Annotated in this window: 16 protein-coding genes; 7 read left to right on the forward strand and 9 right to left on the reverse strand. The window is 70.3% G+C overall.

Translation table 11 applies throughout. The features are described 5' to 3' along the window. Positions 1 to 69: 69 nt before the first annotated feature. The 3 genes from EX20_RS09545 to EX20_RS09555 form a co-directional block, all read right to left on the reverse strand. Positions 70 to 507, reverse strand: a complete 438-nt coding sequence (locus tag EX20_RS09545) for a hypothetical protein (RefSeq protein ID WP_011880981.1) — start codon at positions 505 to 507, stop codon at positions 70 to 72. 627 nt (positions 508 to 1134) lie between these two features. Further along, positions 1135 to 1317: a hypothetical protein gene (locus EX20_RS09550; protein ID WP_011880983.1), complete on the reverse strand. Its 183-nt coding sequence runs from the start codon at positions 1315 to 1317 to the stop codon at positions 1135 to 1137. 254 nt (positions 1318 to 1571) lie between these two features. Then, positions 1572 to 1991, reverse strand: a complete 420-nt coding sequence (locus tag EX20_RS09555) for an HIT family protein (protein WP_011880984.1) — start codon at positions 1989 to 1991, stop codon at positions 1572 to 1574. Between the two features lie 252 nt (positions 1992 to 2243). Here EX20_RS09555 and EX20_RS09560 point away from each other — a divergent pair, with 252 nt between their 5' ends. Then, complete coding sequence (locus EX20_RS09560; RefSeq protein ID WP_034193382.1) at positions 2244 to 3647, forward strand: serine hydrolase domain-containing protein; 1404 nt, start codon at positions 2244 to 2246, stop codon at positions 3645 to 3647. A gap of 52 nt (positions 3648 to 3699) precedes the next feature. Here EX20_RS09560 and EX20_RS09565 read toward each other — a convergent pair whose 3' ends face one another. After that, complete coding sequence (locus EX20_RS09565) at positions 3700 to 4323, reverse strand: glutathione S-transferase family protein (RefSeq protein WP_011880986.1); 624 nt, start codon at positions 4321 to 4323, stop codon at positions 3700 to 3702. Positions 4324 to 4635: 312 nt separating this feature from the next. On the opposite strand from EX20_RS09565, the gene fabV reads away from it, so the two are divergent. Beyond that, on the forward strand, positions 4636 to 5838 hold the full coding sequence (gene fabV, locus EX20_RS09570; RefSeq protein WP_014724132.1) for an enoyl-ACP reductase FabV: 1203 nt from the start codon (positions 4636 to 4638) through the stop codon (positions 5836 to 5838). 85 nt (positions 5839 to 5923) lie between these two features. Here the strand turns inward: fabV and EX20_RS09575 are convergent, their stop codons facing one another. Together EX20_RS09575 and EX20_RS09580 are read right to left on the reverse strand one after the other, a co-directional pair. After that, positions 5924 to 6502 carry a membrane protein gene (locus EX20_RS09575; protein ID WP_034193383.1) on the reverse strand — a complete coding sequence of 193 codons (579 nt, stop codon included), beginning with the start codon at positions 6500 to 6502 and terminating at the stop codon, positions 5924 to 5926. Between the two features lie 41 nt (positions 6503 to 6543). Next, a complete protein-coding gene (locus EX20_RS09580) occupies positions 6544 to 7077 on the reverse strand; it encodes a GNAT family N-acetyltransferase (RefSeq protein ID WP_011880989.1) in 534 nt (177 codons plus the stop codon). A 417-nt stretch (positions 7078 to 7494) separates the two neighbouring features. Here EX20_RS09580 and EX20_RS09585 point away from each other — a divergent pair, with 417 nt between their 5' ends. Further along, positions 7495 to 7971, forward strand: a complete 477-nt coding sequence (locus EX20_RS09585) for an SRPBCC family protein (RefSeq protein WP_034193384.1) — start codon at positions 7495 to 7497, stop codon at positions 7969 to 7971. 138 nt (positions 7972 to 8109) lie between these two features. Next, positions 8110 to 8748: a 2-hydroxychromene-2-carboxylate isomerase gene (locus tag EX20_RS09590; RefSeq protein ID WP_034193385.1), complete on the forward strand. Its 639-nt coding sequence runs from the start codon at positions 8110 to 8112 to the stop codon at positions 8746 to 8748. A 15-nt stretch (positions 8749 to 8763) separates the two neighbouring features. Here the strand turns inward: EX20_RS09590 and EX20_RS09595 are convergent, their stop codons facing one another. After that, positions 8764 to 9747: a LysR family transcriptional regulator gene (locus EX20_RS09595; RefSeq protein WP_014724136.1), complete on the reverse strand. Its 984-nt coding sequence runs from the start codon at positions 9745 to 9747 to the stop codon at positions 8764 to 8766. A gap of 100 nt (positions 9748 to 9847) precedes the next feature. Here EX20_RS09595 and EX20_RS09600 point away from each other — a divergent pair, with 100 nt between their 5' ends. After that, the gene (locus tag EX20_RS09600; RefSeq protein ID WP_034193443.1) at positions 9848 to 11080 is read left to right on the forward strand and encodes an MFS transporter; all 1233 of its coding nucleotides are present in this window, start codon (positions 9848 to 9850) and stop codon (positions 11078 to 11080) included. A gap of 427 nt (positions 11081 to 11507) precedes the next feature. Next, positions 11508 to 12203 (forward strand): phosphatase PAP2 family protein, encoded by a 696-nt coding sequence (locus EX20_RS09605; RefSeq protein ID WP_034193386.1) that lies wholly within the window; start codon positions 11508 to 11510, stop codon positions 12201 to 12203. 286 nt (positions 12204 to 12489) lie between these two features. Here EX20_RS09605 and EX20_RS09610 read toward each other — a convergent pair whose 3' ends face one another. After that, complete coding sequence (locus EX20_RS09610) at positions 12490 to 13560, reverse strand: rhodanese-like domain-containing protein (protein WP_011880995.1); 1071 nt, start codon at positions 13558 to 13560, stop codon at positions 12490 to 12492. Positions 13561 to 13772: 212 nt separating this feature from the next. On the opposite strand from EX20_RS09610, the gene EX20_RS09615 reads away from it, so the two are divergent. Next, positions 13773 to 14681, forward strand: a complete 909-nt coding sequence (locus EX20_RS09615) for an HTH-type transcriptional regulator ArgP (protein ID WP_034193387.1) — start codon at positions 13773 to 13775, stop codon at positions 14679 to 14681. Between the two features lie 131 nt (positions 14682 to 14812). Here EX20_RS09615 and ltaE read toward each other — a convergent pair whose 3' ends face one another. After that, a complete protein-coding gene (gene ltaE / locus EX20_RS09620; RefSeq protein WP_034193388.1) occupies positions 14813 to 15826 on the reverse strand; it encodes a low-specificity L-threonine aldolase in 1014 nt (337 codons plus the stop codon). Between the last annotated feature and the right edge of the window lie 40 nt (positions 15827 to 15866).

A 15866-nucleotide genomic window follows, 5' to 3' on the forward strand; every position in this document is an offset into this window, starting at 1 on the left:
GAGGCCGCCGCGCCTGCCGGATCGGGCGCGCCGGTGCGCGCGTCGCGCACCGTGCGAGGCCCGTCGCGATCAGTCCCAGTCGCGGTGATGACGGTGCTTGCGATGGCGATAGCCGCGATCGCCATGGTCGCGGTCGTACGAGCTGCGCGACAGGTTGCCGCCGAGCGCCGCGCCGGCGCCGCCGCCGACCGCCGCGCCCAGCAGGCCGCCCGTGCGGCCGCCCATTGCGTTGCCCGCCGCGGTGCCTGCGCCGCCGCCGAGCGCGCCGCCGATGATCGCGCCGGTGCGCTCGCGACGGTTCGACGTCACCGCGCCACCCGCGCCGCCGCCGATCGCGCCGCCGATCACGGAACCCGTGCTGCCGCCGACTGCGCCGCCGACCGCTGCGCCGGCAACCCCGCCGAGCGCGCCGCCAAGCGCATTGTTCAGGTCACCGGCCATTGCCGGCACTGCAGTCGCGCCGGTCAGCACGGCGACGACGAGAGCGGGGGCGATTTTCTTCCACATTCCCGTATTCTTCCTTGTTCGCAATCTGGTTATTGAAGGTCCGCTCGCTACCACGATCCGAACCGGTCGGCGTCGACTCCGGCATTGTGCGGAACCGCGACCAATTCATTTCAATGAGCTTGCGGCGAAGAATAGCACCGCTCGCAGGTCCTTGCCGCCGTCATTCGGTAACAAGTTGTTCGCCGAAACGGAACCGGAAAAGCTTGCCGGAAATCGGCCGCGAAGGCCCGTCGGCCGGGGCTCCGCCGGCGGCCGCCCACGGTTTCCGCGCGGGCCGGAACGGGCGCGAGGCATCGCTTCGGACACACGTGGCAACACATCGGCGCAGCCGCACGCGGCGGCAACGATCGCGCGACACGCGGAGTCCGATCGACGCGCGCGATGCGCTACGCATGCATTGCGGGTTCGTCGCAGCGGCTGCCTGCGGCGGGCGGAATCCACGTGAAGAATAGGACGAGGCGCAGCCGGCTCGATGAACGAGCAAGCCGTCGATGGCTCGGGCGACAGAGTTGGGATGGATGGCGCGACGTACGGAGAACGCGGCGTCACGACGCGCAGCAATGCGGCAACGCCGGCTCGACACGGCCGCGCGGCGCGCATGCTGCACGCGCCGCGCGTACCGCGCGATCAGCGGATGCGGAAGTGGCCGCCGATGCCGACGCTGACCGCCGGCGCGTAATAGGCCGGCGCATAACCGTAGTAGGCGGGCGCATAGCCGTACGCGGGCGCGGGCGCGTAGCCGTAAGGCGGCGCGACATAGCAGCCGGACAGGCCGGCGATCAGCGCAAACGAGATGAGGACTTTGTACATGGCTCGACTCCGGCGAAAAGAACGCATCGCACCGCGCGAGCGCCGTGCCGTCGCGGCGTGCGACCGTACGGCCGCATGCGGCGATCCGCGTTGCCGTCGCCCGGTGTAGCGATGCGCGGAGTCTAGCGCCGGCCTCCGCGGGAGGCGTTTCGCTGGCCGTTACAGGTGTTACCGGGCGTCACCGCGGAAACAGTCGCGGCGGGCGCCGCGGCGCGCGCGTGCTCGCGCGCTGGCCGGAGCGAGCCGCGCGGCCGTTACACGAAACGTGCGCGGATGCGCTGCGCGAGGGCTTCCAGCGTCGCCGCATCGGCGAAGTCGCGCGCGTGCATCCGCAACTCGACGCCTTCCCAGCGCGGAATCACGTGGAAATGCACGTGCGGGACCGTCTGGCCCGCAGCAGCACCGTTGAACTGGCCGATGAACATGCCGTCCGGGCCGAGCGCGTCACGCACGGCCGCCGCGACGCGCTGCGTCATGCGGATGCTCGCCGCGGCCGCGTCGCCGGACAGCTCGAAGAGCTGCGCGGCCGGCTCCTTCGGGATCACGAGCACGTGCCCGTCGGCCTGCGGCATGACGTCCATGATCGCGACGGTGGCGTCGTCTTCGGCGATCTTCACGCACGGCAATTCGCCGCGCAGGATCCTGGCAAACGGGTTGTTGTTGTCGTAGGACATGGCGTTTTCCGGTTTCTGGATTGGGTTCGAGGGGTAACGATGCCGGTCGATTATCGACCGGCCGCCGTCCGCAGTTCAACCCGCGCATCTCCGGCGCGCGTTTGCCGGCTTGCCGGTCGCGCCGTCGCACGGGCAGCGACGCGCGATGCACGCTGCCGCCGTTCGTCACGCGAGCGCGATTGCGCCGCGTCGCCCGAACCTGCGACACTGCCGGATCGTTGCCGGCCGGCACGCCACCGAGGACGCTCGCGCATGACGCTCCCGTTCAAATCGCTGATCCTGCGCGGCGCCGCCGTCGCAGTCGCCGTCACGCTCGGCTATGCGGGCTACATGCTGTCGCGGCTCGCGCCGATCGCCACCGGCTATGCGGCCAAGGCGCTGTGTTCGGGCGTGTTCGTGTCGGGCCGTCCGGCCGCATCGGTGATCGACGTCGACATCATGGCCGGCGTTCATCCGCTGCTGAAGCTCGTGCGTCCGTCGCTCGATCCGGAGCATCGGCGCGCGGTCGCGACGTTCGCCGGTTTCGCGCGACGCGAGGCCGACTTCCGGCCAGGGCTCGGCTGCACGCTCGCGCTCGGGCCGGCGCACGATGTACTGCCGGCCGCGCTGCCGCCCGTTGCCGATCCGCCGCACGCCGTGGCCGTAGCCGCGCCGGCCGCCCTATCGGGCATCGACACCGGCAAGCTGCAGCACGCGCTCGACCGCGCCTTCGACGAACCCGATCCGGCCCGGCCGCGGCGCACGCGCGCGGTCGTCGTGATGTGGCGCGGCCAGGTGATCGCCGAACGTTATGCGCCCGGCTTCACCGCCGACACGCCGCTGCCCGGCTGGTCGATGACGAAAACCGTGACGGCCGCGCTGGTCGGCATGCTGGTCGCGCAGCACCGGCTGTCGCCGCAGGCGGCGGCGCTGCTGCCCGAATGGCGCGGCAGCGGCGACCCGCGCGCGGCGATCACGCTCGACGAGCTGCTGCGCATGACGAGCGGCCTGCGATTCAACGAGGACTACGACGACCCGCTGTCCGACGTCGCGGTGATGCTGTTCACGCAGCCCGACACCGCGCGCTTCGCATCCGCGATGCCGCTCGCCGCGCGACCGGGCACGCAGTGGCAGTACTCGAGCGGCACGAGCGCGATCGTCGCGCGCGTGATGCGCGAAGCGATGGGCGGCAGCGACGCCGATTACCTCGCCTTTCCGCGCCGCGCGCTGTTCGCGCCGCTCGGGATGCGCAGCGCAGTGTTCGAGCCCGATGCGGCCGGCACGCTCGGCAGCGCGTCGTTCATGTATGCGAGCGCGCGCGACTGGGCGCGCTTCGGCCAGCTGCTGCTGCAGGACGGCGTATGGGACGGCCGGCGGCTGTTGCCGGAAGGCTGGGTGCGCTACCTGACGCGCCCGACGCCGCTGTCGACGCGCGGCGAATTCGGCGCGCACCTGTGGGTCAAGGTGCCGGAGCCGTTCGACGCTCACGATGGAGCCGCGCGCGCGCTGCCGGCCGACGCGTTTCATGCGGTCGGCCATGAAGGCCAGTTCGTGAGCGTGGTGCCGAGCCGCCAGCTGGTGGTCGTGCGGCTCGGGCTGTCGCGGCCGGAATCGGCGTGGAATCACGACGCGTTTCTCGCGCGCGTGCTGGAGGCGGTGCCGGCGGCGGCCCGGTGACGATGCAATGCCGCAGCGCCGGCCGCGCATGCGCGCGACGCCGCGTGCGTCGTTACGGGTTCGCGCTGCCCGCGTACTTCTTGAAGCCCTCGCGCGTCGCCAGACGCTCGACGTAGCGCTGCACCGCCGGCAGATCGGGACGCTCGAACGGCGTGCCGAACCAGCGGTTCACCGACAGGCCGATCGGAATGTCGGCGAGCGTGAAGTGCTCGCCGGCAACGAACGCATCGGTCGCGTCGAGGTGCGCGTTCAGCACCTGCATGTGGTTGGTCCAGCCGGCGATCGACTGCGCGATCGCGGCCGGGTCCTGATGCTGCGGCGACTTGCGCACGAGGCCGAGGAACGCGCCGACCCACGAACGGTTCAGGTCCGACGCCTGCCAGTCGATCCACTGATCGACCCGCGCGCGGGCGCGCGGGTCGGCCGGATACAGCGCGTCGTCGCCGTAGCGGTTCGCCAGATAGCGGATGATCGCGTTCGATTCCCACAGCACGAAATCGTCGTCCTTGATGACCGGGACGAGGCCGTTCGGATTCAGCGCCAGATAGGCCGGGTCGTTGGTCGAGCGAAAGCCCGAGCCCCAGTCTTCCTGCTCGAACGGCAGGTCGAGTTCGGTGCACAGCCACAGCACCTTGCGCACGTTGATGGACGGAATCTTGCCGAGGATCTGCAGCATGCGGGCTCCTTGTGAGGGTCGAGAGCGGAGCGTTCGGCCGGCACGGCGCGGCCGAACGCGGTCACGTCGGATTTATACACGAGCGCGCGGAAATCGACAGCGCGCGCTCGTGAAATCGGCGTTCCCGCCGCCGTCGCGCCGCCCGCATCGGCCCGGCCACGCGCCGCGGCACGCACGCGCCGCGGCGGTCCGACCCGACGCTCGCAAGCGCCGCCCTGCTCCCACCGCGCCCGCCGCGCCCGCCGCTTCCATTACAATGCGCGGGATTTTTCCGTTTTCAGGCCGTCCCTGCCTTTCTGACAAGAGGATTTCATGATCATCAAACCGCGCGTGCGTGGCTTCATCTGCGTGACCACTCATCCGGTCGGCTGCGAGGCCAACGTCAAGGAACAGATCGACTACGTGACTTCGCACGGCCCGATCGCCAACGGCCCGAAGAAGGTGCTCGTGATCGGCGCGTCGACCGGCTACGGCCTCGCGGCCCGGATCTCGGCCGCCTTCGGCTCGGGCGCGGACACGCTCGGCGTGTTCTTCGAGCGCGCCGGCAGCGACACCAAGCCGGGCACCGCCGGCTGGTACAACAGCGCCGCGTTCGAGAAATTCGCCGCCGAAAAGGGGCTCTATGCGCGCAGCATCAACGGCGACGCGTTCTCCGACAAGGTCAAGCAGATCACGATCGACACCATCAAGCAGGACCTCGGCAAGGTCGATCTGGTCGTCTACAGCCTGGCCGCGCCGCGCCGCACGCATCCGAAGACGGGCGAGACGATCAGCTCGACGCTGAAGCCGGTCGGCAAGTCGGTGACGTTCCGCGGCCTCGACACCGACAAGGAAACGATCCGCGAGGTGACGCTCGAGCCGGCGACGCAGGAAGAGATCGACGGCACCGTCGCCGTGATGGGCGGCGAGGACTGGCAGATGTGGATCGACGCGCTCGCCGACGCCGGCGTGCTGGCCGACGGCGCGAAGACCACCGCGTTCACGTATCTCGGCGAGCAGATCACGCACGACATCTACTGGAACGGCTCGATCGGCGAGGCGAAAAAGGATCTCGACAAGAAGGTCGTGTCGATCCGCGAGAAGCTCGCCGTGCATGGCGGCGACGCGCGCGTGTCGGTGCTGAAGGCCGTCGTCACGCAGGCGAGCTCGGCGATCCCGATGATGCCGCTGTACCTGTCGCTGCTGTTCAAGGTGATGAAGGAAAAGGGCACGCACGAAGGCTGCATCGAGCAGGTGTACGGGCTGCTGAAGGACAGCATGTACGGCGCGACGCCGCACATCGACGACGAAGGCCGGCTGCGCGCGGACTACAAGGAGCTCGATCCGCAGGTGCAGGCGCAGGTCGTCGCGATGTGGGACAAGGTCACGAACGACAACCTGTACGAGATGACCGACTTCGCCGGTTACAAGACCGAGTTCCTGCGTCTGTTCGGCTTCGAGATCGCCGGCGTCGACTACGACGCGGACGTGAACCCGGACGTGAAGATCCCCGGCATCATCGACACGACGGCCTGACGGCCGATGCCCGCCGCGTGCGCATGCGTGCGGCGGGCCGTGTCGGCGCGGACGTCATCGCGTTCGCCGCCGCAGCGCGGTCGCTTCACTGGACGGCCGCTGCGGCATCCCACAGCGGCTGCCGGCCGAGCGCCGCATGCCATGCATCGAAACGCGTGCGCCACGATTCGAACGGCTCGGTCAGCGGGTGACGCGGATCGCCGCTGAGCGAATACGCCATTCCCTCGATCAGCCAGCGCGGCTTGGTCGCGACCGCCAGATTGCCGAGCGCTTCCGCCTGCCGATGGTGGATCAGCTCGTGCGCCACGAAGTAGGTCTGCCAGCCGCGCGGCGCGAAGACCACGCCGAAGTCTCCCAGCGTCAATGCCGCGCGTTCGCCGAGGCCGAACCGGTCGGCACACGCGCGCGTCGAGCAGAACACGACGCGCGGCGCCGAGCGGAATGCGCCGGTCACCGCCGCCGCGCGCGCGTAACCGTCGCGATAGAGCTGCCGCGCCTCGCCGAGCTTCGCGGGATCGTCGATGCAGATGTCGGCGCCCGCGCACGACACGCCGGGAACCAGCGCGGGCGCGATCACGCGCAACGGCTTGACGAGCGCCCATGCGGCGACGGGCAACGCGACGAGCAGGCCCGCGAGGGCAACGGCGATGGGGGTGCGTTTCATCGGGGCGGGGTTCCTTGGTGGGAAGGGGAATGTTCTCTGCATCACGAAACAAGCTGCTTGTGAAAATACGTGGTCGCGCACGGCGTGCCGTCGGGCATCAGCGCGTAGTTCGGCACGACGCCGACGCGCTGCCAGCCGGCTCGCTCGTACAGGCGTTCGGCATCGCCGCCCGTCACCGTGTCGAGCACGAGCACGGTCTTGCCGGCTTCGCGTGCGGCGTGGTCGGCGGCGGCCAGCAGCTTCGCGGCGATGCCCTGCCGACGCGCGCGGCGGGACACGAGCATCTTCGCGACGTCGGCGCGATGCGGCTGGTTCTCCGCTTGCGCGGTCACGATCTGCACGGTGCCGACGATGCGCGCGGCCGCGTCCTCGGCGACGAGCAGGATGCGCTCGCCGCGCGCCACGCCTTCGGCAACCTGCTTCCAGAATGCAACGGCCGTCGCGCGCGCGATCGGCAGCATGAAGCTCACGGACGCGCCGCCCTCGACGCAGTCGATCAGCACGTCGGCCAGCGCATCGACGCACGCATGTGCTTCGCGCGCGTCGACGCGACGCACGGTGACAGGTTCGGTCATTCCTTCTCTCTCCGGAAGTCAGGCGGGCGGCATGCGCCCGATCGAAGCCGACGACGGCATGCGCGCGAAGGCGCGCACGGGACGGCCCGCGTCCGCCAATACGGCGCCGAGCCGGGCCGCCGAGTGATGCCGCCCCGTCATGCTACGCGAACCGACGATGCATCGCCTATGCTCGCTGCACGGCCCACTTTCAGCGATGTATCGCAGGCGCTGGCCGCACCGTTCGATATGACGCGACCGTCGTCCTGACGCGTGTCGTCGCGCCGCCGCCCTGGCGGGATCCGCGAATCGGAACGCTCGCGGCCTTGGGAGCGGCTCGTCATTGCGAGACGCCTGCCGCGCGCCTACGATGCGTGAAAGAAGCACGACGACACGCCGTCGCCGGCGTGCACCGTCACGCGCTTCGCAGGAGGCGACATGCTGCACATGCACACGCATTCGACCCGGGTCAGCCGGCACCTGAACGCACCGCGCGGACGCGTCTACCGCGCATTGCTCGATCCGCACGCGGTCGAACGATGGAAGGTGCCCGACGGCATGACGTGCCGCGTGCACGCCTACGACGCGCGCGAAGGCGGTGCGCTGCGCGTGTCGCTCAGCTACGACGCGCCGTCGGACGGCACCGGCAAGACCACCGCGCACACCGACACTTATCACGGCCGCTTCGTGACGCTCGTGCCCGACGAGCGGATCGTCGAGATCGACGTGTTCGAAACCGACGATCCGCTGCTGCGCGGCGCGATGACGGTCACGATCACGCTGTCCGACGAAGCGGGCGGCACGCGCGTCGAGGCCGTGCACGACGGCGTGCCGCCCGGCGTGCCGGCCGCCGACAACGAGATCGGCTGGCGGATGGCGCTCGCGAAGCTCGCGGCGCTCGTCGAGCACGGTTGAGCCGGCCCGCAGCGCACACACTGCCAGCCGGCAGCGCGAAAGCCCGCCGCATGCGACACTGGCCGCCGCTGCGTGCAGCGCGCCGCCCGCCGGCGCGCTGCACGTGCCCGCCTTCCGACTCCGCACAAGGGACCGACGATGAACGCCACGCGCACCGCCACCTGGTATTTCGATTTCGTTTCGCCGTTCGCCTATCTGCAGCAGGAACGCTTCGACACGTTGCCGCCCGACATCGCCTTCGAGCCCAAGCCGATCGTGCTCGGCGCGCTGCTCGCGCACTGGGGACAGAAAGCGCCGGCCGAGATTGCGGCGAAGCGCGTGTTCACCTACCGCCACGCGCAATACCGCGCGGACAAGCTCGGCATTGCGTTCCGGATGCCGCCCGCGCATCCGTTCAACCCGATCCGGCCGCTGCGGCTCGCGATCGCGATGGGCGGCTCGCCCGACGCGATCCGGCGCATCTTCCGGCACATCTGGCGCGACGGCAACGACGTGTCGACACCGGACGGCTTCGCCGCGCTGTGCGAGGCGGTCGGCTTCCCGGACGGCGTGACGGCCGTCGACGCGCAACCGGTGAAGGACGCGCTGCGCGCGAACACCGACCGGGCGATCGCGCACGGCGTGTTCGGCGTGCCGACCTTCGAACTCGACGGCGACCTGTTCTGGGGCGAGGACGCGACCGACATGTTCGTCGACTGCGCGACGTCGCGCGCGTGGCTCGACTCGCCCGAAGTGCGCCGCATCAGCACGCTGCCGGAAGGCCTCCGGCGCGGCTGACGGCGCGCCCGGCGCCTACGCGCCGCGGTCTTCGACGAGCGGCGGCACCGCGTCGCGCATCATCGCGACGAAGCGCACGAGCCGCGACGGATAGAACTGCGCATGCGGATAGGTCAGGTACACCGGCAGCGGCGACGCCTGCCAGTCGGGCGCGAGATGCACGAGTTCGCCGCGTGCGAGATGATCGGCGAGCAGCCACGACGAGCCGACGCATGCGCCGACGCCGAGCAGCGCAGCGCTGCGCAGCGCGTACAGGTTCTCGGTCGTGACGCGCGGACGGATCGCGATGCGTCGCGTGTCGCCGGTGACGGCGTGCGTCAGCGTGAGTTCGTTCCGGTAATAGGTGCGCAGCGCGAGCCACGGCAACGCGGCGAGCGCGTCGGGATCGGCCGGCACGGCCGCGCGATCGAGCACCGACGGCGCGGCCACCACGAAGCGCGGCACCTTCGTCAGCCGGATCGCGACGACGCCCGGGTCGCTCGGCTCACCCACCTGGATCGCGCAGTCGATGCCGCTGCCGACGAAGTCGCGCACCTCGTCCTGCAGCAACCATTCCACCGAGACGCGCGGATAGTCGCGCAGGAACTGCGCTAGCGGCGCGACGAAGCGCTCCTGCCCGAACGCATGCGGCACCGCGACCCGCAGCAGCCCGTCCGGCTCCTCCTGCGCGCCGCGCAGGTCGGCCTCGAAGGCGGCCCAGCCGGCCAGCAGCTCCTTTGCGCGCGTGAAGCAGCGTTCGCCGTCGACGGTCAGCCGCATCGCATGCGTCGTGCGCTGCAGCAGCCGCATGCCGAGCGAGCGCTCGAGCGCCTGCAGCCGCCGGCTGACGGTCGGCTGCGTCGTGTGCAACTGCGCGGCGGCCGCCGACAGGCTGCCGGCTTCGACTATGCGCACGAACGTTTCCATCAGCTCGAAACGGTAGCCTGCGCCGTCGACCGGAACCGTCTCGAGGCGCGGAGACCGGCCAGCAGCGGGCGAATCGGAGATTTCGTCTGTCATTCGCGCAGCGTATAACAAATGTGCGCCGCGCGGTACTACCCACGCCTGGCGGCAATCGGCACACTGCGTTCCATCCGTTACCCGAACCAGGATGCACGCGATGTCCACCCCCACCCATCTCGCCGCCGCGCCCCGCGCGGCTCACGCGCCGGCCCATGCGGCCGCTGCGTCTCTGCCCGACCGCCGGCTCGTGATGCTGCTGGCCGCGGCGGCCGGCCTCGGCGTTGCGCCGCTCTATTACGCTCAGCCGATGCTCGCCGCGCTCGGCGCCGACGTCGGCGCATCGGCCCGCGCGATCGGCTTCGTGCCGACGCTGACGCAGCTCGGCTATGCGCTCGGCATCCTGCTGCTCGCGCCGCTCGGCGACCGCTTCGACCGGCGCCGCGTGATCGTGTCGAAGGCCGCCGCGCTGGTCGTCGCCCTGTTGCTCGCCGCGTTCGCGCCGTCGCTCGGGCTGCTGCTGGCCGCCAGCTTCGCGATCGGCCTGACCGCGACGATGGCGCAGGACGTCGTGCCGGCCGCCGCGACGCTAGCGCACGACGCCCATCGCGGCCGCATCGTCGGCACGGTGATGACGGGGCTGCTGCTCGGCATCCTGCTGTCGCGCGTCGTCGCCGGCTTCGTCGCCGAAACGATCGGCTGGCGCGCGATGTTCGCGCTCGCGGCCGCGAGCGTCGCCGCGATCGGCGTGATCGCCGCACGCGGGTTGCCGCGCTTCGAGCCAGCCACGCAGCTGTCCTACCGCGCGCTGATCGCGTCGCTCGGCGAACTGTGGCGCCGTCATCCCGCGCTGCGCCGTGCGGCGCTCGCGCAAGGGCTGCTGGCCGTCGGCTTCAGCGCGTTCTGGTCGACGCTCGCGGTGATGCTGCACGGCGCGCCGTTCCATCTCGGCAGCGCGGCCGCCGGCGCATTCGGCCTCGCCGGCGCGGCGGGCGCACTGGCCGCGCCGATCGCCGGACGCCTGGCCGATCATCATGGCCCCGAGCGCGTCACGCGGATCGGCATCGCGATCGCGACGGTGTCGTTCGCCGCGATGGGCGCCGCGCCGCTGATGACGCCGCATGCACAGCTCGCGCTGCTCGCCGCGGCGACGATCGGCTTCGACCTCGGCGTGCAGGCCACGCTGATCGCGCATCAGGCGATCGTCTACCGGATCGATCCCGCGTCGCGCAGCCGCCTGAACGCCGTGCTGTTCGTCGGCATGTTCATCGGGATGGCGGCCGGCGCCGCGGCGGGCAGCGCGTTGCTCGCACAGTTCGGCTGGAATGCGGTGATCGTGCTGGCCGTCGCGACGTCGGTCGCGGCGCTCGCCGTGCGGATGTGGCGCCGGTAATTCTTCCGCCCAGCGCGGATATGAAGCGGGCAGGCTCGACGGCCTGCCCGCTTTTTTTTATTTTCTTTCGCGGATCGCACGGGGCGCCGCCGCGCGACAGCCGGGCGCGGCCGGCGCGACCGGTCCGCTCATCCGGTGCAAGGTCGACGGCACGTCGCCCGCTCGGCAGTCCGGCCGATTATTTTTCCGCACGCCCCGATGGTTGCTCCTGCAACCGTATGACGATTTCGCGGAGCCGCGCCGCACGGCGTCGAGCAATCCGGCCCCATCGAAAAACCGCATTTTCTCCGGGAATTCCCGGTATTTTTTCCCATTTTCTTCAACATTACCGATGACATACTTGCCCCCCGTCGTGCTCCGTTGCGAGCGCGCTTTCTGATTCCGCCGGTCGCAGCCGATGGGTTGCCGTGCCGTCGGGCCGCATGACATGAATGATTTCGACACCACGATCCAGGTCTTCCTCACGCACATCACGTTCGGGCCGCTGATGAATCACGCGATCCGCGTGATCGCCGGCCTCTATACGTTCAAGGGCTTCGTCCTGATCCCCGTGCTGTGCTGGCTATGGTTTCAGCCGGGGCCGCGGCGCGAACGGCAACGCGAGCTGGTCGTCGCGACGGTGGCGAGCGGGCTCGTCGCGCTCGCGGTCGGGCGGCTGCTCGCGAAAACGCTGCCGTTCCGCGTGCGGCCGATCTACAACCCCGAGCTGCATCTGCACTTCCCGTCCGACACGCTGCGCGCGGCCACGCTGCAAGCGTGGAGCTCGTTCCCGAGCGACCACGCGATGCTGTGGATGGCGATCGCGACGGGCATCTTCATCATCGCGCGGCGCGCCGGCGTGTTCGCGCTGCTGTATGCGGTCGTGTTCATCTGCGTGCCGCGCGCGTATCTCGGCTATCACTATCCGACCGACCTGATCGCCGGCGCCGCGATCGGCATCGCGATCGCGTGGCTGCTCACGCGCGATGCGGTCCGCTCGCGCTTCGCGCCGCACGCGCTCGCCGCGATCCGGCGCTTTCCCGCGCCGGCCTATACGCTCGCGTTCCTGCTGTGCTTCGAGCTGATCACGCAGTTCGACGAACTGCTCACGCTCGCGCAGTCGGTCACGCATACGACGTTGTAACGGCGTGGTCGGCGGATGCGTTCGGTGCGGTCGTCGCGACGCGCGCGCATACGCCGTGGGCCGCGGGCGATCGCATCGCGCAGCTCGCATGGAGGTGGATGCGGTGCCGATGCCGAGCCGGTGCCGGCGCGAGTAAGGCTGCGTCCACGTGCGTCAGTCGCGATCGGACGCGCCGAGCGGAAAGGACGCACGATACGATCGTGCTTCATCAACCGCGCATGCAAACGACGAACGCGCAAGCAACCGCGTGCGCGTCCGGCCAATTCGACATCGGCCCGCGATGTTTTTACGCTCGCCCGTCCGCCACGATGCGCCCTTCGCTGCGCCAGCGCAGCATCCCGCCGCCGAGGTTCGCCACCGCGTCGAAGCCGGCCTTTCGCAGGATCACGGTCGCCTGCGCGGAGCGGCCGCCCGCGCGGCACACGGTCACGATCGGCCGCGTGTGCTCGAGCTCGCCGGTGCGCGCGGCGAGTTCGCCGAGCGGAATCGGCGTCGCGCCGGGCAGATGGCCGAGCGGGCCGGTGAATTCGTCCGGTTCGCGCACGTCGACGACCTGCACCGTGCGCAGATGATCTTCGAGCCACTGCGGATCGATTTCCCAGAACCCGGCGAACGTGTAGACGAGCGGCGCCCAATCCGGCGCGGCCTGCACATCGGGCGCGTTCGCGGCGACGCCGCACTGCAGGTTCGCGGGCACCGCGACGTCGATCTGCCGCGGATGCGCGAGCCCGAGGTTGCGCATGTAGCCGGCGAAATCGTCTTCGCTGAGATCGCCGCCGAGGCGCGGGTTGAAGCGCCGCTCCTCGCCGACGCTCGTCACCGTCAGTCCGCGGTAGTCGTGCGCCGGATACAGCAGGCACGCGGCCGGCAGCGTGAACAGCCGGCCGTGCACCGCGCGATACAGCGCACGCGGGTCGCCCTGCTGGAAATCGGTGCGGCCGGTGCCGCGAATCAGCAGGCAATCGCCGGTGAAGGCCATCGATTCGTCGTCGAGCACGAGGCTGATGCAGCCGCTCGTATGGCCGGGCGTCGCTCGCACGGTCAGGTAGCGGCCGCCGAACCGGCAGCGCTCGCCGTCGTTCAGATAGCGGTCGGCGCCTTGCGCGCCGCTCGCGGCCGAGATCGCGATCGTGCTGCCGGCGCGCTGCTTGAGCAGCCACGCGCCCGTCACGTGATCGGCGTGCACGTGCGTATCGATCGTCGCGACGAGCCGCAGCCCGAGCTCGTCGACGAGCGCCGCGTCGCGACGCACCTGTTCGAACACGGGATCGATCAGCAGCGCTTCGCGCGATGCCGGGTCGGCGAGCAGATAGGTGTAGGTCGACGATTGCGGGTCGAACAGTTGGCGGAAGATCATGGCGATGTTGCTCCGTCGGCGGAGTGTGGCGGTCGCGCGGAAGGCGGCATGGATGCCGCCGATGCGGGGCGATATGCGCACGTGTACCCACAAGCGTAGTGCAAAACGCGGCGGCCATTGGCGGCTTCGTACGGGAGACGCGTGACGCTGCGGGCAGTCGCATGCGGCCTTACACTGGCGGGCCTCATCTCACGTCACCGGAGTTGCGTCGCATGTCTCTGACGATCGACCCCAAGCAGGCCGCCGCGCTGCTCGCCGTCGCCGACACCGGCAGCTTCGAGCAGGCCGCCGTCCGGCTGCACGTGACCGCATCGGCCGTCACGCAGCGCGTGCGCGCGCTCGAGGCGAGCCTCGGCACGCCGCTCGTGCTGCGCACGCGGCCATGCCGACCGACGATCGCGGGCCAGCGCGTGCTGCAGCATCTGCGCCGCGTGGCGCTGCTGCAAGCCGACCTGCAAAGCACGCTCGCGGCCGAGCGTGCATCGCCGATCTCGGTCACGATCGCGCTGAACTCCGACAGCCTCGGCACGTGGTTCCTGCCCGCGCTGACGTCGGTGCTGGCCGGCGAGCGCATCCTGTTCGAGCTGATCGTCGAGGATCAGGACCACACGTTCGCGCTGCTCGAAAGCGGCATGGCCGTCGGCTGCGTGACGACCGAGTCGAAGCCGATGCGCGGCTGCGTCGCGACGCCGCTCGGCACGATGCGCTATCGGCTGCTCGCGGCGGCCGCGTTCGCCGCGCGGTGGTTTCCGCGCGGGCTGAACCGCGCGAGCGCGCGCGCGGCGCCCGTCGTCGCGTATTCGCGCCGCGACACGCTGCAGTCCACGTTTTTGAGGGAGAAGCTCGGGCTGCCCGACGGCGCGTATCCGTGCCACTACGTGCCGGGCACGCATGCCCACTTCGCGGCAGTCAGGCACGCGCTCGGCTATGCGATGGTGCCCGAGCCGCTGCTCGGCGATGTGCCGCTCGACGCCCAGGGTCTCGTCGACCTCGCGCCCGCGCATCCGACCGACATCACGCTGTACTGGCACGCGTGGACGGTGCAGTCGCCGACGATGGCGTCGCTGTCCGCGCGGGTCGTCGAAGCGGCGCGCCGTTTGCTCGCGCCGCTGGCGGATTGAGAGCAGGTGGGGCCATGTGCGCATCGCGCCGCGTAGCGCACCGTCCGCGGCGCACTCTGCACCGCGTGATCCGTGTAATCGGCCCAACCGACGCAACCAACGCAATCGGCCGAACTGCCCCACCCATCCGGTTACCCGCGACGCTTCGCGAAATACGCGCGCACTGCGTCAACGAAGGTACCGATATCCGCCCGCGACACGTCGCAGTGCGTGACGAAGCGCGACGCGTACAGCATCTGCGTCAGAATCCCGTGCTCCTTGAGCCACGCCTCGAGCGGCGCGCAGTCGGCTTCGGGGAATTGCGCGAACACCATGTTGGTCGCCTGCGACGTCACCTTCACCGGCTCGATGCGCGCGAGGCCCTCGGCGAGGTGCGCGGCATTCGCGTGATCGTCGGCGAGCCGCTCGACGTTGTGATCGAGCGCGTACAGGCACGCGGCCGCGAGGATGCCCGACTGCCGCATCCCGCCGCCCAGCACCTTGCGCCAGCGCTGCGCGCGCTCGAGCAGCGCGCGGCTGCCGACCAGCACCGACCCGACCGGCGCGCCGAGCCCTTTCGAGAAACAGATCGACACGGTATCGAAGCCCTCGCACAGCTCGGCGAGCGAGCGCCCCGACGCGACGGCCGCATTGCACACGCGCGCGCCGTCGAGGTGGGTGGCGAGCCCGTGGCTGCGCGCGAGCGCGACGGCTTCGCGCACATAGCCTTCCGGCAGCACCTTGCCGCCGATCGTGTTCTCGAGCGCGAGCAGGCGCGTGCGCGCGAAGTGATTGTCGAGCGGCTTGATCGCCGCGGCGATCTTCTCGAGCGGCAGCGTGCCGTCGGGCGCGTTCTCGAGCGGTTGCGGCTGGATGCTGCCGAGCACCGCCGCGCCGCCGCCCTCGTACTTGTAGGTGTGCGCGAGCTGACCGACGATGTATTCGTCGCCGCGCTCGCAATGCGCCATCAAGGCAGCGAGGTTGCTCTGCGTGCCGCTCGGGAAGAACAGGCCGGCTTCCTTGCCCGCGCGCTCGGCCGTGACGGCCTGCAGGCGCAGCACGGTCGGGTCGTCGCCCCACACGTCGTCGCCGACTTCGGCGGCAGTCATGGCGGCCAGCATCGGCTGGCTCGGACGCGTCACGGTATCGCTGCGTAAATCGATCATCTTCGTGCCCTGTGTGAAAGCGGACCGGAACCGAGACGCC

Origin of the sequence: Burkholderia sp. WP42 (assembly GCF_000745665.1) — a bacterium.
Taxonomy (GTDB): domain Bacteria; phylum Pseudomonadota; class Gammaproteobacteria; order Burkholderiales; family Burkholderiaceae; genus Burkholderia; species Burkholderia vietnamiensis.

What these genes read in the sequence shown, in the direction of transcription:
- EX20_RS09600 (WP_034193443.1), top strand. Translation starts at nt 9,848, where the DNA reads ATGTCCACCCCCACCCATCTCGCCGCCGCGCCCCGCGCGGCTCACGCG.
- EX20_RS09595 (WP_014724136.1), bottom strand. Translation starts at nt 9,747, where the DNA reads ATGACAGACGAAATCTCCGATTCGCCCGCTGCTGGCCGGTCTCCGCGC.
- EX20_RS09605 (WP_034193386.1), top strand. Translation starts at nt 11,508, where the DNA reads ATGAATGATTTCGACACCACGATCCAGGTCTTCCTCACGCACATCACG.
- EX20_RS09545 (WP_011880981.1), bottom strand. Translation starts at nt 507, where the DNA reads ATGTGGAAGAAAATCGCCCCCGCTCTCGTCGTCGCCGTGCTGACCGGC.
- EX20_RS09560 (WP_034193382.1), top strand. Translation starts at nt 2,244, where the DNA reads ATGACGCTCCCGTTCAAATCGCTGATCCTGCGCGGCGCCGCCGTCGCA.
- EX20_RS09575 (WP_034193383.1), bottom strand. Translation starts at nt 6,502, where the DNA reads ATGAAACGCACCCCCATCGCCGTTGCCCTCGCGGGCCTGCTCGTCGCG.
- EX20_RS09580 (WP_011880989.1), bottom strand. Translation starts at nt 7,077, where the DNA reads ATGACCGAACCTGTCACCGTGCGTCGCGTCGACGCGCGCGAAGCACAT.
- EX20_RS09615 (WP_034193387.1), top strand. Translation starts at nt 13,773, where the DNA reads ATGTCTCTGACGATCGACCCCAAGCAGGCCGCCGCGCTGCTCGCCGTC.
- EX20_RS09585 (WP_034193384.1), top strand. Translation starts at nt 7,495, where the DNA reads ATGCTGCACATGCACACGCATTCGACCCGGGTCAGCCGGCACCTGAAC.
- EX20_RS09555 (WP_011880984.1), bottom strand. Translation starts at nt 1,991, where the DNA reads ATGTCCTACGACAACAACAACCCGTTTGCCAGGATCCTGCGCGGCGAA.
- EX20_RS09565 (WP_011880986.1), bottom strand. Translation starts at nt 4,323, where the DNA reads ATGCTGCAGATCCTCGGCAAGATTCCGTCCATCAACGTGCGCAAGGTG.
- EX20_RS09550 (WP_011880983.1), bottom strand. Translation starts at nt 1,317, where the DNA reads ATGTACAAAGTCCTCATCTCGTTTGCGCTGATCGCCGGCCTGTCCGGC.
- EX20_RS09590 (WP_034193385.1), top strand. Translation starts at nt 8,110, where the DNA reads ATGAACGCCACGCGCACCGCCACCTGGTATTTCGATTTCGTTTCGCCG.
- ltaE (WP_034193388.1), bottom strand. Translation starts at nt 15,826, where the DNA reads ATGATCGATTTACGCAGCGATACCGTGACGCGTCCGAGCCAGCCGATG.
- fabV (WP_014724132.1), top strand. Translation starts at nt 4,636, where the DNA reads ATGATCATCAAACCGCGCGTGCGTGGCTTCATCTGCGTGACCACTCAT.
- EX20_RS09610 (WP_011880995.1), bottom strand. Translation starts at nt 13,560, where the DNA reads ATGATCTTCCGCCAACTGTTCGACCCGCAATCGTCGACCTACACCTAT.